Consider the following 15,870-nt stretch of genomic DNA (forward strand, 5'->3'; position numbering starts at 1 on the left):
GACAGACGTCCACCGGCCAACGTGGCAACTCTTGGGCGTGGCTGGGAAAAGGGGTTCTCCGCCGTGGGAAGAACGTTTCCCTGGGGGCGGGTGGGACTGGAATTACTTCAGGAACGCCAGGTGACAGTCGGGACAAACCACCAGCCCGCCGTGGGCACCCGAGCGCCTCAGGGCGCGGGCTTCGACTGCGGGGCGCGCCAACGCTCCAGCACGCCCGTTCCCCAGAGGACGCCCACCATGCACACCAGGGCGCCCGTCACGGCCAGGGGCGAGACGGCCTCATCCAACAGCAGCGCCGCCAGCACCCACGAGAAGACCGGCGTCGACTGGGTGGCGACCCCGCCGGCCACCGCGGTGACGTAGCCCAGGGCATACGTGAAGGCCATCTGCGCCACCACGGAGGAAACCCCCACGCCCAACAGCGGAAGCACGACATCCCAGCCGAGCGGCCTCCAGTCCGCGAGCGCGAAGGGCAGGCTGAAGAGCAGGCCGAACAGACAGAAGGAGAGGAACACCGTGGCCGCGTCCGTCTCGTGCCTGAGCGCGCGGATGACCACCACGGCCGCGCCGCCCAGCACCGCCGACGCCATGCCCGCCCACGCGCCCAGCCCCAGGGTCAGCGACACGTCCTGGGCCACCGTGCTCCACATGACCAGCCCCGCGCCCGCCGTGGTGAGCACGAGGCCCGCCAGCAGCGCCCCCGTCACGCGCTCGCCCAGGAACATCCAACCGATGATGGCCGCGTAGATGGGCCAGCACGCGTTGAGCAGCACCGCGGGCCCCACCGACATCCGGTCCAGCGCCACGAAGTAGAGGTAGACGGCCGCGCCGCCGAAGATGCCGCGCAGCGCCCACAGGTGGACGCGCCCGAAGCGGGGCCTGCGCCGCATCAGCGGGAAGAACAGCGCGAGGAACAGCAGGCCGATGGCGAAGCGCCCGGACGCCACCTGCCCCGGGGACAGGCGGCCGGCCAGCAGGCGGGTGCACAGCGCCATGACCGCGAACAGCACGCTCGCGAACACGAGCAGCGGCGTGCCGCGGTAGCGCACGGGGAGGACCCAGCGAGAGGACATAGGAGGAGGCGCCCCTCTACCGGAATCCCGGTCGGGGCTCCAGCGGCCCCGGGTCGCCCGCTCGGGCGGCCGGCGCGGGTGGGAGTGGGCGCGCAACGCCACGCGTTGAGGACCATCCACCCTCCTCTCCAGGTTTTTCCACTACCGGAACACCTATTCAGTGGTAGATCGCCCGCCCATCATGTCCGAGCCCGACGTCATCTCCCTCCGAGGCGCCAAGGAGCACAACCTCAAGAACGTCTCCCTGGACATCCCCAAGAAGAAGCTGGTCGTCTTCACGGGGGTCTCCGGGTCCGGCAAGAGCTCGCTCGCCTTCGACACGCTCTACGCGGAAGGCCAGCGCCGCTACGTCGAGAGCCTCTCCGCCTACGCCCGTCAGTTCCTGGGGCAGATGGAGAAGCCCAAGTACGACACCATCCGGGGCCTGTCGCCCACCATCTCCATCGAGCAGAAGGCGGCCAGCAACAACCCCCGCTCGACGGTGGGCACCGTCACCGAGGTGCACGACTACCTGCGCGTGCTCTACGCCTCCATCGGCGTGCAGCACTGCCCCAACTGCGGCCGCAAGGTCGGCAAGCAGAGCGCGCAACAGATTGTCGACGAAATCCTGAAGATGCCCTCGGGCAGCAAGCTCCAGGTGCTGGCACCGCTGGTGACGAACCGCAAGGGCGAGCACAAGGACCTGCTCACCGAGGCGCAGAAGCGCGGCTTCTCCCGCGCGCGCATCGACGGGGCGCTCAAGAGCCTGGAGGAGCGCATCGAGCTGGACAAGAAGTCCAAGCACGACATCGAGCTGGTCATCGACCGGCTGGTGCTCAAGGCGGACATCAAGACGCGGCTGACGGACTCGGTGGAGACCGCGCTGCGCGAGGGCAAGGGCACGCTCATCATCACCAACGAGACGGGCGCGGCGAGCGCCGACCGGGTGATGAGCGAGCTCAACGCGTGCCCCGCCTGCGGCATCTCCTTCGGGGATTTGACGCCCGCGTCGTTCTCCTTCAACAACCCGCTGGGCATGTGCACGGACTGCAACGGCCTGGGCACCCGGCCGGAGATGGACCCGGACCTCATCGTGCCGGACCCGTCTCGCAGCATCCGCGACGGCGCCATCGAGCCCTGGGCCAACGGGATGAACCGCGGCGAGGGCTGGACGGCGGACTTCGTGGAGAGCCTGTCGAAGGCGTTCAAGATTGATCTGGACGTGCCCTACGGGAAGCTGTCGAAGCGCGAGCGCGACACGCTGATGAACGGCGCCAAGGGCAAGAGCTTCACCGTCGAGTGGGGCGACAACGGCAAGTACAAGATGGAGTGGGAGGGACTCGTCGAGCGCATGATGCGCAACTTCAAGACGACGACGTCCGAGGCCCGCCGCACCGAGCTGCAGAAGTACTTCAGCAACAAGCCCTGCCCCACCTGCAAGGGCGAGCGCCTGCGCCCCGAGAGCCGCGCGGTGAAGGTCCACGCGCACTCGATTGTCGAGCTGAGCCGGCTGACCATCGCGGACGCGCTCGCGTTCCTGGGCGCGCTGGCGCTGTCCGAGCACGAGCGGAAGATCGCCACCGAGCTGCTCAAGGAGATCCGCAGCCGCCTGTCGTTCCTGGTCGACGTGGGCCTGGGCTACCTGATGCTGGACCGCACCGCGTCCACGCTGTCGGGCGGCGAGAGCCAGCGCATCCGGCTGGCGTCGCAGATGGGCAGCGAGCTGACGGGCGTCATCTACATCCTGGACGAGCCCTCCATCGGCCTGCACCAGCGCGACAACGGCAAGCTGCTCACCACGCTCAAGCGCCTGAGGGATTTGGGCAACTCCGTCATCGTCGTGGAGCACGACGAGGAGACGATGGAGGACGCGGACTGGCTGGTGGACTTCGGCCCGGGCGCGGGGGAGCTGGGCGGCCAGGTGGTGTCCCAGGGCACGCCCAAGCAGGTGATGGCGGACGAGAACAGCCTCACCGGCGGCTACCTCTCCGGGCGGCTGGAGATTGAAATCCCCGAGCAGCGCCGCGCGCCCAATCCCAAGCACCAGCTGGTGATTCAAGGCGCGAAGGAGAACAACCTCCGGGACGTGGACGCGGTGATTCCGCTGGGCATCTTCACCGCCGTCACCGGCGTGTCCGGCGCGGGCAAGTCCACGCTCATCAACGAGATCCTCTACCCCGCCCTGGCCAGGCACCTGTACGACAGCCGCGAGTCGCCCGGGAAGCACAAGGCGGTGCTGGGCTTCGAGCACCTGGACAAGGTCATCGACATCGACCAGCGGCCCATCGGCCGCACGCCGCGCAGCAACCCCGCCACGTACACCAAGGTGTTCGACGCCATCCGCGAGGTGTTCGCGATGACGCCGGAGGCGCGCGCATTCGGCTACGGGCCGGGCCGCTTCAGCTTCAACATCAAGGGCGGCCGCTGCGAGTCGTGCGAGGGCGACGGCGTCAAGCTGGTGGAGATGCACTTCCTGGCGGACGTGTACGTGCCCTGCGAGGTCTGCAACGGCAAGCGCTTCAACGAGGCGACGCTGCGCGTGCGCTACAAGGGCAAGAACATCGCGGAGACGCTCGACATGAGCGTGCGCGAGGCCCAGGAGCACTTCGGCGCGCACAAGGACATCATGCGCGTGCTGCAGACGCTGGGCGACGTGGGCCTGGGCTACATCCGCCTGGGACAGCCCTCCCCCACCCTGTCCGGCGGCGAGGCCCAGCGCATCAAGCTGGCGCGCGAGCTGGCGCGCGTGGCCACCGGCCGCACGCTCTACATCCTGGACGAGCCCACCACGGGCCTGCACTTCGAGGACATCCGCAAGCTCTTGTCCGTGCTCAACCGGCTGGTGGCCGCCGGCAACAGCGTGCTCGTCATCGAGCACAACCTGGATGTCATCAAGAGCGCGGACTGGCTCATCGACATGGGCCCCGAGGGCGGCGCCGGCGGAGGCCAGGTGCTGGCCGTGGGCACCCCGGAGAGCGTGGCCAAGGTGCAGGCCAGCCACACCGGCCGCTACCTGGCGCACGTGCTGGGCAAGTCCCGGCGCGCCCGCGTGGGCAAGCGCGTGGCGGACACGAGGCCCGCGCAGCCCGGCGCGACGGGCTGATTACACACACCGGCCGCTTCCAGAACATGGAGCGGGGGGCGGGGGTGCCTTCATTCACCCCCTACCCCCCGTCCACCTTGGAGGAAGACTTCACAGGTGGGGTGTGAGACGCGAAATCAGTTTCAGCCGCGTGTCATATGATAGGGCCTCATCAATTCCTGTCAAACAGGCCCAGCCCGCTTAAGTTGCATCGATCAACACGCACTCGCATCGGAACGCGCGGGGCAAGCTCGCAGGAGAATTCCGGTGCGACTGCGCCGCGGGCGCGGGGCACGCGACGCACGCCGCATCGCGGCAGGGCAAGGCAGGCAGCCCGCGCCAAGGCCGCCCCACCGTGTGGGGAGGGGCCGCTCGGGGTGGCGGAGTGACGTGGGACGCGGGCCTTCGGTGGAGTCCGGCGCGCGCGTTGGGTAGGGTTGGGCCCCTTGCCTTCCAGGCGCCCCCACCTTTCGCCACCAGGGAGCACCCCGACTCATGGCTGAGAGTCCCGCGGTACCGCAGAACAACAAGTTCCCGCCGCAGATACCCTTCATCATCGGCAACGAGGCGTGTGAGCGCTTCAGCTTCTACGGGATGCGGAACATCCTCACGGTGTTCCTCATCGACTACCTGCTGCGCAACGCGGTGCCCGACACGGGGCTGCGCGAGGCCCAGGGCAAGAGCCTGATGCACACCTTCATGGCGGGGGTGTACTTCTTCCCGCTCATCGGTGGGTACCTGGCGGACCGCTTCTTCGGGAAGTACCGCACCATCCTCTGGCTGAGCATCGTCTACTGCATCGGCCACGCGCTGCTGGCCGTCTTCGAGAACAACGCCACGGGCTTCTACACGGGCCTGGCGCTGATCGCCGTGGGCAGCGGCGGCATCAAGCCGTGCGTCGCGGCGATGGCGGGAGATCAGTTCAACGAGTCCAACAGCCACCTGGTGAAGAAGCTCTTCGCCATCTTCTACTGGACCATCAACTTCGGCTCGTTCTTCGCGTCGCTGTTCATCCCGCTGTTGCTCAAGAACTTCGGCCCGTCGGTCGCCTTCGGAATCCCGGGCGTGCTGATGTTCATCGCGACGGTCATCTTCTGGGCGGGCCGGCGCCACTACGTGATGGTGCCGCCGACGGGGGCCAACCCGCACTCGTTCCTCAAGGTGGTGAGCAGCGCGCTGAAGAACCGGGGCCAGGGCGGCCACTGGCTGGACGGCGCCAAGTCCACGCACCCCGACGAGGCCGTGGAGGGCGCCAAGGCGGTGTTCCGGGTGAGCGGGCTGATGCTGCCCTTCGTGCCCTTCTTCTGGATGCTGTTCGACCAGAAGGCGTCCACGTGGGTGGTGCAGGCGCGCTCCATGGACCTGAACGTGGCCGGGTACGAGTTCCAGCCCAGCCAGATGCAGTTCGTCAACCCCATGCTGGTGATGCTGCTCATCCCCTTCCTGACGGCGGTGGTGTACCCGCTGTTCCAGCGCTCGGGGTGGGAGCTGACGCCGCTGCGGCGCATGCCGCTGGGGCTCGTCTTCGGCGCGGTGTCGTTCATCATCGCCGGCTTCTTCCAGGTGGCGATGGAGGGCGGCACGACGCTGAACATCGCGTGGCAGATTCTGCCGTACGTGGTGCTGACGCTCGGCGAAATCCTGATGTCCACCACGGGCCTGGAGTTCGCGTACACGCAGGCGCCCCGGCAGATGAAGGGCACCATCCAGAGCGTGTGGCTGGTGACGAACACGCTGGCCAACGTGGCGGTGGCCATCGCCGCGGCGCTCAACGTCTTCTCCGGCTCCGGCCAGTTCTTCTTCTACGCGGGCATGGCCCTGGTCGCCGCCGTGGGCATGGCGCTGGTGGCCCGCCGCTACGTGGTGCGCGACTGGTACCAGACGTCCGCGCCGCTCCCCACCGAGGAGCGCAGCGCGGCGGGAATCACGGCGAAGTCGGCCTGAGAAAAACAGCGACGCCGGAGCCCTCCACCTGAGAGGCGCTCCGGCGTCGGGTGCATCGTCGAAGCCAAGGGGCGCGCTTCTCCTTTCCAGGGAGGCGCGCCCCTCGTCGTTTCCGGACTCAGGCCGCGGCCACCGAGGAGCCGCCCTGGGCCTGCTCGTGGGTGGCGGAGGCGGGCTTCACCTCGTCGGTGCCGTGCATCATCTTCTTCAGCACCGGCGAGACGACCAGGAGGATGAGGCCGGCGATGCCCGTGCCGATGGAGATGTAGAGGAACACGTCGAACTCGCCCAGCTTCTCCGAGTAGCCGCCGATGACGCCGGACAGCTTGTTGGCCGCCGCGTTCGCCAGGAACCACACGCCCATCATCGCGGAGACGATGCGCTGGGGCGCGACCTTGGTCACCATGGAGAGGCCCACCGGGGACAGGCACAGCTCGCCCATGGTGTGGAACAGGTACGCCAGGATGACCCAGTACGCGGCCGCCTTGCCTGCGTCCGCGCTCTGGTTGGAGGCGCCCAGCATGAAGACGAAGCCGACGGAGAGGAACACCAGCCCCATGCCCATCTTCACCGGGATGCTCGGGTCCTTGCCGCGCGCGGCCAGCCACCCCCACAGCCCCGCGAACACCGGCGCCAGCGCGACGATGAAGAGCGAGTTGAAGTTCTGGAACCAGGTGGTGGGGACCTCGGCTCCGAACAGGTGACGGTCCACCTTCTCGTTCGTGTAGAGGTTCATCAGACCGCCGGCCTGCTCGAAGCCCGCCCAGAAGGCGACGACGAAGAGGGCGATGATGAAGATGACGATGATGCGGTCGATTTCATCGCGGCTGAAGCCCTTCTTCTCCCCGCCGCCCTGCGCCGCCTGCGCCTGCGGCGTGGGCTTCACGGGCGCCAGGCCCACGTCGCCCAGCAGCTTCTTCTGCAGCGCGAGGAAGGCGATGAGGCCCAGGAACATGCCCACGCCCGCGGAGCCGAAGCCCCAGTGCCAGCCGACCTTCTCACCCAGCGTGCCGCAGATGAAGTTGCCGAGCATCGCGCCCAGGTTGATGCCCATGTAGAAGATGGTGAAGGCACCATCCCGACGGCCGTCACCCGGCGCGTACAGCCCGCCCACCATGGTGGAGATGTTCGGCTTGAAGAAGCCGTTGCCGATGATGAGGAAGCCCAGGCCCACGTAGAACATCATCACGCTGGGGAGCGCGAGGACCAGGTGGCCTATCATCATCAACACGCCACCGAGCACCACCGCCCGGCGCTGCCCCATGAAGCGGTCCGCGATGAAGCCGCCGACGATGGGCGTCAGGTACACCAGGCCGGTGTACGTTCCGTAGAGGCTGAGCGCTTCGCTCTTGGTCCACCCGAAGCCCCCGTTGACCTGGCTCGTGAGGAATAGGACGAGCAGGCCGCGCATGCCGTAATACGACATGCGCTCCCACATTTCGGTGAAGAACAGGAGGTACAACCCTCGCGGGTGCCCCTGACGGGCAGCGCCCGCGGCTACGGTTCCTTGCATGCCGAGGTTTCCTTCGGTGGGTGGATGGGGGTGTGACGTAAAGAGCACTTGACTGTAGCAGACCCAACGACAGCCGTGCGTGAGTGGACAACGGGGACGGCCGAGAATTCCCCCGCCCCCCGCCCCGCCCTCCGGACGTCACGCCGCGCCGAGTCGAGCCTCCGCCCGTGAAGGGGCTCAGCCCAGCCGGCCCACGCGGGGCTCGGACTGTCCCTCGGCGCCGCCGTTCGACGAGGAGCGCCCCGGCGGACGCAGGGGCAGTCGCACCTCCACCTGGGTGCCCTTGCCCGGCGCGCTGCTCAAGTGGATGCGGCCGCCGTGGCGCACGACGATGCGCCGGCTCAGGGCCAGCCCCAGCCCCGTGCCCTCCCCCGCCGCGCGGGTGGAGAAGAAGGGCTGGAACAGCCGCTCCATGTCCTCCTGGCGGATGCCCACGCCGTTGTCGCTGATGGTGACGACGGCCTCGTCCCCCTGGCAGGCCGTGGCCACGCGCACCCGGCCGTGCTCGCCCACCGCGCGCAGCGCGTTGTCCAGCAGGTTGAGCCACACCTGGTTGAGCGAGCCCGGGTCGCCCTGCACCGGCAGCGTGCACTCGTAGGCGCGCTCCACCGTCACGCCCGAAGGCACGCGCCACATGAGCACGCCCAGCGTGGAGTCCAGCAGCGTGTCCAGGGACAGCATCACCGGCGTGTCGGTCGTGCGGGTGAAGGACAGCAGCGACTCGGCGAGGTGGCGGATGCGCTGGCCGCACTCCTCCATCACCTCCACCATGGCGCGGCTCATCTGCGCGTCCGGCGTGTCGGCCACCAGCACCTCTTTCAGCGGCGTCAGCGCGTTCATCAGCCCGTTGAGCGGGTTTCTGACCTCGTGCGCGAAGCCGGAGGTGAGCAGGCCGATGGCCGCCAGCCGCTCGTTCTCCGCGGAGCGGATGGCCGCCTCGCGCAGGCGCAGCTGCGTCTCGATTCGCGCCAGGAGCTCGCGCGGGCTGAAGGGCTTGCCCAGGTAGTCGTTGGCGCCCGTGCCCAGGGCCTCCACCTTCGCGGAGACCTCCTGGCGCGCGGTGAGGAGGATGACGGGGATGTCCACCGTCTGGGAATGCGAGCGCAGGGCCTCGAGCATCTGCAGCCCCGAGAGCACCGGCATCATCACGTCCGACACGATGAGCTCCGGCCGCTCGGCCAGCGCGCGCTGGCGGCCCTCCTCGCCGTTGACGGCCTCCATCACCCGGTAGTGCTGCTTGAGCAGCCCCGCGATGAAGCCGCGAATCTCCGCGTCGTCCTCCACCACCAGGATGCGGGGCGCGTCCGGCCCCGGCCCGGCGTGATCCCTGGCCGGCAGCGCGGAGGCGTTGCGCCCGTTGTCCGGCACGCCCGCGTCCAGCGAGGGGTACGAGCCCGAGATTCGCCGCTCGCGCCGCACCGGCATCTCCGCGCGGCGCCGCTCGCGCAGCTCCTCGCGGATGTGCGCTCTCCCCTTGGGCAGGCGCACGTGGAAGGTGGAGCCCTGGCCCAGCTCGCTCGTCACGTGGATGCCGCCCTCGTGCAGCTCCAGCGTCTCCTTCACCAGCGCCAGGCCGATGCCCGTGCCGCCGAAGCGGCGGGTGCCGCTGTTGTCCGCCTGGGCGAAGCGGTCGAAGATGACCTTCGTGTCCGGGGCGGAGATGCCCTGGCCGGTGTCCACCACGTCCACCCAGACGTCCTTCTCGTCCTCGTGCACGCGCACCGTCACCCCGCCGGCCTGGGTGAACTTCAGCGCGTTGGACAACAGGTTCTGGAAGACGATGTCCATGCGCTCGTGGTCCACCTCCACGGGCGTCACCGTCTGGCCCTCCAGCTTCAGCCACACGCCCTGCCGCTCCGCCATCGCGAGGAACGGGGGCAGCACGGTGCTCAGGAAGGCGTGCAGCTCCAGGGGCTGGTAGCGCAGCCGCGCCTTGCCCGACTCGAGCTGGGCCAGGTCCAGCAGGTTGTTGATGAGGCGCAAGAGGCGCTGCGCGCTGCGCTCCATGGTGGCCACGTGCTGCATGACCACCTCCGGGTTGTTCTCCTCGCCCCGGCGCTCCAGCGACTCGAGCGTCAGCAGGATGAGCGTGAGCGGCGTGCGCAGCTCGTGGCTGACGTTGTCGAAGAACTCGCTCTTGAGCCGGTCCAGCTCCTGCTGGCGCACCAGCGCGTCACCCAGCTTGCCGTTGGCCTCCTTCAGCTCCTGGGTGCGCTCGGCCACGCGGTCCTCGAGGGCCACGTTGGCGCGGAAGATCTCGTCGTAGCGCTGCTGCAGCTCCGACAGCGAGCCCATGATGGCCTGGTTCTGCGAGCGCAGCGCCTCGTCCTTGCCCTTCAGCTCGCGCCGCCCGTCCAGCCAGCCGCCCACCGCGAAGCCCGCCGTGGCGAGCGCCCCCACGCAGAACACCGGGTGGCCCAGCCCCACCGCCGTCGCGGCCAGGCCACACACCGTGCCCAGCACCAGGCCCAGGTGGTGCCCCCACAGCGACGGAGGGTCCGTCCACGTCAGGTGGTAGCGGCACGCGGACGCGCCGTGCACCTGGCACTCCAGCTCCCGCACCTCCGCGGGCGCCAGGCCCCAGATGGTGGGGAACGAGGCGAACTGGCCCATGCGCAGCTCGCAGATGTTGCGGTCCTGCTCGACGATGCTGCTGCGGTACGTCAGGTCCAGCCGCTCGCGCTCCAGCCGCTCCACGGTGAAGTGGCCCACGCGGTTGTAGCTGGGGGAGAACTCAATGGTCTGCCGGTAGCACATGCGCGGCGAGCCGACCGCGCGCAGCATGTAGAAGACGAAGCCGAGCGCCTGGGGCGACGCGGTGAACAGCCCCGCCTGCCGCATGAACTGCGGGTCCCCCGACTCCTGCTGGAGCATCGCCGCCACGCGCTCCAGGAAGCGCAGCGAGACGAAGTTCGTCGGCGTGCGCATGTACTCCAGCGGCAGGCCGAAGCCGTGGCGCGCCCAGGCGCGCTGGAGCCGCTCACCGCCGTAGCGCTGCTCGAAGTACAAGAGCAACGTGGAGGTGGCGCGGGTCCCCACCTCGGGCGCGTTGTCGGGCGTCTGCGCATCCTCCCGCTGTGGGGCACTGTCACTCAAGGCCGGGTTCCCTCCGTCACCAGCGTCACCGCATACTTGAGTCCGGCGGGGTCCGCCAACATGGCCAGGAAGTCGCGGCAGTGGGCCTGGTACGGCTCCAGGCCTCCGAAGGCGGGCGCGGCCACCGGGGCCAGCGCGGCGAAGCGCACCTCCCAGTCCCGCATCAGCCGGGCGTCCGCGGCCCCGGCCACCAGGTAGAACGGCAGCAGGTGCACCTTCACGTCCACGAGCCCCGCCTCGCGGAACTCCGAGAAGAGCTTGCGCCCGACGTGCAGATCGAACCCCCTCGTGGCCAGCGCGTCGACGATGCGCTGGGTGCCGTCACGCAGCGCGTCGGAGAAGGGCCAGTTCTGGAAGCCCAGCCCGTCGATGTCCGACACCACCACCTTGCCGCCCGGCCGGGTGACGCGCATCAGCTCCGCGAGCGCCACGGGCCGGTCCGGCAGGTACTCGAAGACGTACTGGCTCCAGACGTAGTCCACCGACGCGTCCGGCAGCCCGGTGCGGCGGATGTCCGCCTGATGGAAGCGCAGCCAGGGACGGTGGGCGTTGCGCAGGGAGGCCTCGCGCAGCCGGTCCTCGTTGAGGTCCACGCCCGTCACGTGGCCGGTGGGGCCGACCAGGTCCGCCATCGTCTCGGAGATACCGCCGGGGCCGCAGCCCGCGTCGAGCGCGCGCGCCCCGGTGCCAAGCCCCGTGGCGCCCAGGAGGGTCCGCATGTTGTCGGACGCGCCTTCCTGCGCGAGCAGCCGACGTCCCTCTTCCGTGGACTCCATCAAGTACATGAAGGGTCCTCGGGTGACGGCTGGGCGGAGGCGCGGCGCGGGCGGCTGAGCCGCTCGAAGAGCGAGCGCCACAAGTCACACCAGCGGCGGACCATGGAGCGGTGGAAGATCCACTCGCAGAAGCGCCCCTGCCCCACGAAGCCCATCGACGCGAGCAGCGGCGCGTCCTCGTCCGCCACCAGGCCCACCGCCGAGGGCCGGCCCCGCGCGCGGGCGTGGGCGATGCACCGGTGGACCAGGGCCTCCAGCGCCTGCCTCGCCAGCGGATGCGAGCGGTCCGCCACCTCCAGCCAGAAGCCGTTGGTGACCTCGATGTAGCTCAGGCCCGGGGAGGCCTCCTCCACCAGCGCCAGCGCCAGGGGGCCGTGCTCCCCGTCCACCACGAACATGCGCCGGTCCCGGTACAGCCCCGCGGCCGCGAAGCGCGCGCGCATCTGGTCCTCCGCGTCCGGCTCCGCCTGGAGGTCCTCCGCCAGCACGCGGACCACCTCGCCCCGGGCGCGCAGGTGCGCCTCCAGCCAGGCGCGGTCCGCCTGCGTCCCCTCGCGCACCGTCAGCGTCGTCGCCGGGGCCTGGGGCGCCAGCTCCAGGGGCAGCCGCATGTAGTGGAAGGCGCGCAGCATGCTGAAGCCGCGGTTCTCCATGACGCGGGCCAGCCACGTGCCCAGCCGGTTGGGCCACCGGTTGTCGCTGCGCCACATGTAGCGCAGGAACTCCACGTCCTCGATGGCCTCGCCCATCTCCACCGCGAGCGCCGTCAGGTCGTTGGCGATCTGCTCGTGCCGGTGGTAGCCGGGCCGCACCGCCAGGTGCTGCACCAGCCACGAGCGCGAGTGCATCCGCAAGCCGCCCACGTGGCCCATGATGGCGCCCGCGTCCGCGTAGAGGATGGAGCGGCCCAGGTCCTTGGCCTCCGCGAGCCGCCGGTGGGTGTGCTCCAGCGCGTCCAGGTAGCCCGCCTCGCCGCCGAAGGGGTAGTCCGGATGGAAGGTGTAGTGGGACTCCTCCATCATCTTCCAGATGTCCGCCAGCTTCTCCTGACCGCCGTCGCGCGAGGCCCCGCTGCGCGACGCCATGAAGGCGTCATGGATGGCGTCGCGAATCTTCGTCGGCACCTCGAGCAGCCGCACGCCGCAGCGGTACGGACGCAGGCTCCGGTCGAACCGGCTGTCGGTGTTGACCGCGTCCACCGAGCGGACCTCCGCGCGGCATGGCACCTCCGAGCCGTCCGGCAACAGGAGCGACACGTCCAGCTGGGAGCCGGCGGGCAGCACCTCGCAGGACGCGTCGAACGGGAACGCGAAGCCGCGGCCGCTCAAATCCAACACCGAGCGGGTGATGCGCTCGCCGTTGATGGGCGCGTGGAAGGTGACGAGGAAGCGGTGGTCGGGCCCCAGCCGGAAGCGCTGCAGGCCGCGGCGGTTCTGCAGCCCCACCGAGCGCGGCACGCTCAGCGCCACGTCGTTGTCGCCCCGGCGCAGCACGCTGGTGGCGCCCGAGTAGCTCTGTCCGCCGACCTCGAAGGAGAGCTGCAGCACGTCCCCCACATCCGCGGGGAACGCGCCATCATTGAAGCCGCGCAGCACCGCGCGTCCGTCCTGAAGCTCCACCACGGGCGCGTCCAGGCGGAAGTGCGAGGACGGGGTGTCCAGGTAGTGCAGCCAGATGGGCGTCTCGCGGCGCACCGCCTTGCGCAGGAGCGCCAGGACGATGACCGGGTCCCGCATGCGCGAGGACGGCGCCGTCACCGGCTCGTCCAGGCCCTCGCCCCAGGTGATGCCCAGGCGCAGGTAGGGCTGCTGGGTGGCGTGGACCTGCTGGGCGTGGCGGATGAACGCGCGCGGGACCTGGAGCACCGTCTTGCCGTGGCGCTCGAAGACCAGGTCCTCCAGCGCGGTGCCCTGGATGAACGCGCCGATGGACGCGGTGAGCGGCACGCGCAGCGCGGCGCCGAAGTTGCCCACGTCCAGGCAGCCGGCGGGGTACGTCACGCCGTTGAGCCGGAAGCGCACCGCCAGGGTGCTGGCGGGCGTCACCCGGGCCGAGGAGCGGTGCTGGAGGATGCTGGTGAGCCGGCGGCCCAGCTCCGACACGGTGAGGCTGTCATCCAGCGTATTGAAGACATGCCCTTCGGCCGCGGTCTCCACGAGCTCCTCGAGCCCCTGGCGGTCCGACTGCGAACAGACGAAGACGCGCACGGCCTCGGGCGCGGCCCGGTCGACATGTCTCAAGAAGCGCCGCGCGTTCTCCGGAGGAGCGATGATGAGGGTGGGCGCCGTGGACTCCATGCGCCGCGTGGCTTCCACCTGGGACTCCACCGCGACAACCCGGTGGACGCCCAGGACCTCGGCCAGCGCGGCGCGCCGGCCCTCGTTCGGATGCACAATCAGGACGTCCTGAGTGGGGACACTCATGCTCTCTCCTCGACGGGAAAGGCGTTCAAATGGAGAAGGGGCAGGGCCATTGCCTGCCCACGGCCACGGGTCCGGTGCCGCCCCCTCTCCACCAGCCGATCGCGTGTTCTCGACCCCGAATGTGTGGCTTGTCCAAGCTCGACAGCAAGGCGACTGCTCCCCCGGGCCGACCCGGAGGATTGCGCGCAGTCTACCCTCTCCGCGCCGTCAGGTGATGCGGGCATGCGCCTCGCTTGCACGAAGTGGGACGGTGGCAGAGTCGACCCAGGGAACGCCAGCGCCGGCCATCCGTCCGCCCGGCAGCCAACTTCCGACGATGTGGCCCAACCCCGCCGGGCGAGTTAAGTGTCGACCAGGCAAGGAGGTGCCATGGGCACCGAGGTGGATTACGCGCGGGAAATCGAGGAGCTCAAGCGTTCCATGAACGCTGTGATTCTTGCGCACTACTACCAGGAGAGCGAAGTCCAGGACGTGGCGGACTTCGTCGGGGACAGCCTCGCGTTGGCGCAGGCGGCGGAGCGCACCCAGGCGGACGTCATCGTCTTCTGTGGCGTGCACTTCATGGCGGAGACCGCGAAAATCCTGAATCCCTCGCGGCAGGTGCTGTTGCCGGACCTGAAGGCGGGCTGTTCGCTGTCGGACCGGTGTCCGCCGGCGGCCTTCAAGGTCTTCAAGGAGAAGCATCCGGGCGCCTTCGTGGTGAGCTACGTGAACAGCTCCGCCGCGGTGAAGGCGATGAGCGACGTCATCTGCACGTCCTCCAACGCGGTGAAAATCGTCAACCAGGTCCCCCGCGACCGGCAGATCCTCTTCGCGCCGGACCAGCACCTGGGCCGCCACGTCATGAAGCAGACGGGGCGGGACATGGTGCTGTGGCCGGGCAGCTGCATCGTCCACGAAATCTTCAGCGAAAAGAAGCTGGTGGAGCTGAAGGTCCTCCACCCGGACGCGGAGGTGGTGGCCCATCCGGAGTGCGAGGCGCCGGTGCTGCGGCACGCGGACTTCATCGGCTCGACGAAGGGCATCCTCGACCACGTCATCAAGAGCCCGAAAGAGAAGTTCATCGTCGTGACGGAGGCGGGCATCCTCCATCAGATGAAGAAGGGCGCGCCGCACAAGCACTTCATCCCCGCGCCGCCGGACAACGGCTGCGCGTGCAACGAGTGCCCGTACATGCGGCTCAACACGATGGAGAAGCTCTGGAAGTGCATGAAGGAGCGCACGCCGGAGCTGACGATGCCGGAGGACCTGCGGGAGGCGGCCCGCGCTCCGTTGCAGCTCATGCTGGAGTGGTCCAGATAGAGCGGAATCTGTCGTCACAGCGGACATTTGCCAACTCGCGTCTTGCGCCGGGAAGGCCAGGGTGCAATGGAGCATCCGTGGCCTTCCGATTTCTCGCAGTTCCGTCGCACCGACTGGTGGAGCATCCCCAGTCGCTGCCGGTCGATGAGCGCCTCGAGCCGGACCTGCCGCCGGTCCATGAGGCGGTGGAGCGCGCCCTGTCAGGCGCCGAGTTCCGTGACATGCGCGCGAAGGACCGCCTGCGCGCCCTGCTGCAGGGCGACAAGCCTCCGAAGCTGGGCGCGCCCGAGGCGGGGTTCGGCGCCTCGGCGGTGTTCGCGCAGCCTCCCCAGGATCTGCCGGCGCTCTTGCGTCTGGCGGATGAGCTGGAGGGCCTGGCGCGGCGCGAGGCCGGTGAGCGCGCGCTGGTGTGGAAGTGCGGCGACTGCGGCGCCCGGTACGCGGTGCCGGTGGCGCTGGTGCGCCAGGTGTCCATCCGCTGTGAGCGGTGCGGCACCCCGGTGGAGCTCAACGCCACGCGCAGCCTCGGCGAGGAGTCCCTCATCGACCCCTTCCAGGGCGCGGTGAACGACAGCCGCAGGGAGCTGGCCGCCTTCTTCCGCGAGGCGATGGCGCGGGGCTGGCCGGTGCTCGTGGCCGAGGACCGGCGCGTCACCCCTCCGCCGCCCCAGGCCTGACGTCC

Annotated in this window: 9 protein-coding genes; 4 read left to right on the plus strand and 5 right to left on the minus strand. The window is 69.4% G+C overall.

The genetic code is table 11. The features are described from left to right. Positions 1 to 167: 167 nt before the first annotated feature. Positions 168 to 1,073, minus strand: a complete 906-nt coding sequence (locus VZQ01_RS03280; RefSeq protein WP_426746884.1) for a DMT family transporter — start codon at positions 1,071 to 1,073, stop codon at positions 168 to 170. Positions 1,074 to 1,254: 181 nt separating this feature from the next. On the opposite strand from VZQ01_RS03280, the gene uvrA reads away from it, so the two are divergent. Together uvrA and VZQ01_RS03290 are read left to right on the plus strand one after the other, a co-directional pair. After that, positions 1,255 to 4,155, plus strand: coding sequence for an excinuclease ABC subunit UvrA (uvrA, locus tag VZQ01_RS03285; RefSeq protein ID WP_223746725.1), 2,901 nt, complete (start codon positions 1,255 to 1,257; stop codon positions 4,153 to 4,155). Between the two features lie 474 nt (positions 4,156 to 4,629). Continuing rightward, entirely contained in the window at positions 4,630 to 6,078 is a 1,449-nt protein-coding gene (locus VZQ01_RS03290) for a POT family MFS transporter (protein WP_223746724.1), read from the plus strand. 118 nt (positions 6,079 to 6,196) lie between these two features. Here the strand turns inward: VZQ01_RS03290 and VZQ01_RS03295 are convergent, their stop codons facing one another. From VZQ01_RS03295 to VZQ01_RS03310, 4 genes are all read right to left on the minus strand, one after another. Next, positions 6,197 to 7,591, minus strand: a complete 1,395-nt coding sequence (locus VZQ01_RS03295; RefSeq protein ID WP_223746723.1) for a peptide MFS transporter — start codon at positions 7,589 to 7,591, stop codon at positions 6,197 to 6,199. A 177-nt stretch (positions 7,592 to 7,768) separates the two neighbouring features. Further along, a complete protein-coding gene (locus VZQ01_RS03300) occupies positions 7,769 to 10,687 on the minus strand; it encodes an ATP-binding protein (protein WP_426746885.1) in 2,919 nt (972 codons plus the stop codon). Further along, positions 10,684 to 11,472, minus strand: coding sequence for a methyltransferase domain-containing protein (locus VZQ01_RS03305; RefSeq protein ID WP_194869298.1), 789 nt, complete (start codon positions 11,470 to 11,472; stop codon positions 10,684 to 10,686). Before VZQ01_RS03305 ends, VZQ01_RS03300 begins: the two co-directional genes overlap by 4 nt. Beyond that, positions 11,463 to 13,886 (minus strand): PilZ domain-containing protein, encoded by a 2,424-nt coding sequence (locus tag VZQ01_RS03310; protein ID WP_426746887.1) that lies wholly within the window; start codon positions 13,884 to 13,886, stop codon positions 11,463 to 11,465. Before VZQ01_RS03310 ends, VZQ01_RS03305 begins: the two co-directional genes overlap by 10 nt. 369 nt (positions 13,887 to 14,255) lie before the next feature. On the opposite strand from VZQ01_RS03310, the gene nadA reads away from it, so the two are divergent. Together nadA and VZQ01_RS03320 are read left to right on the plus strand one after the other, a co-directional pair. Further along, a complete protein-coding gene (nadA, locus tag VZQ01_RS03315; RefSeq protein ID WP_046712852.1) occupies positions 14,256 to 15,188 on the plus strand; it encodes a quinolinate synthase NadA in 933 nt (310 codons plus the stop codon). Positions 15,189 to 15,265: 77 nt separating this feature from the next. Next, a complete protein-coding gene (locus tag VZQ01_RS03320; RefSeq protein WP_046712851.1) occupies positions 15,266 to 15,865 on the plus strand; it encodes a zinc ribbon domain-containing protein in 600 nt (199 codons plus the stop codon). The last annotated feature ends 5 nt before the right edge of the window (positions 15,866 to 15,870 follow it).

Origin of the sequence: Myxococcus faecalis, assembly GCF_050039385.1 — a bacterium.
In the GTDB taxonomy this organism is placed as follows: domain Bacteria; phylum Myxococcota; class Myxococcia; order Myxococcales; family Myxococcaceae; genus Myxococcus; species Myxococcus fulvus.

Coding starts and splice junctions, on each gene's coding strand:
- VZQ01_RS03295 (WP_223746723.1), bottom strand. CDS start 7,591: ATGCAAGGAACCGTAGCCGCGGGCGCTGCCCGTCAGGGGCACCCGCGA.
- VZQ01_RS03310 (WP_426746887.1), bottom strand. CDS start 13,886: ATGAGTGTCCCCACTCAGGACGTCCTGATTGTGCATCCGAACGAGGGC.
- VZQ01_RS03280 (WP_426746884.1), bottom strand. CDS start 1,073: ATGTCCTCTCGCTGGGTCCTCCCCGTGCGCTACCGCGGCACGCCGCTG.
- VZQ01_RS03305 (WP_194869298.1), bottom strand. CDS start 11,472: ATGTACTTGATGGAGTCCACGGAAGAGGGACGTCGGCTGCTCGCGCAG.
- nadA (WP_046712852.1), top strand. CDS start 14,256: ATGGGCACCGAGGTGGATTACGCGCGGGAAATCGAGGAGCTCAAGCGT.
- VZQ01_RS03290 (WP_223746724.1), top strand. CDS start 4,630: ATGGCTGAGAGTCCCGCGGTACCGCAGAACAACAAGTTCCCGCCGCAG.
- uvrA (WP_223746725.1), top strand. CDS start 1,255: ATGTCCGAGCCCGACGTCATCTCCCTCCGAGGCGCCAAGGAGCACAAC.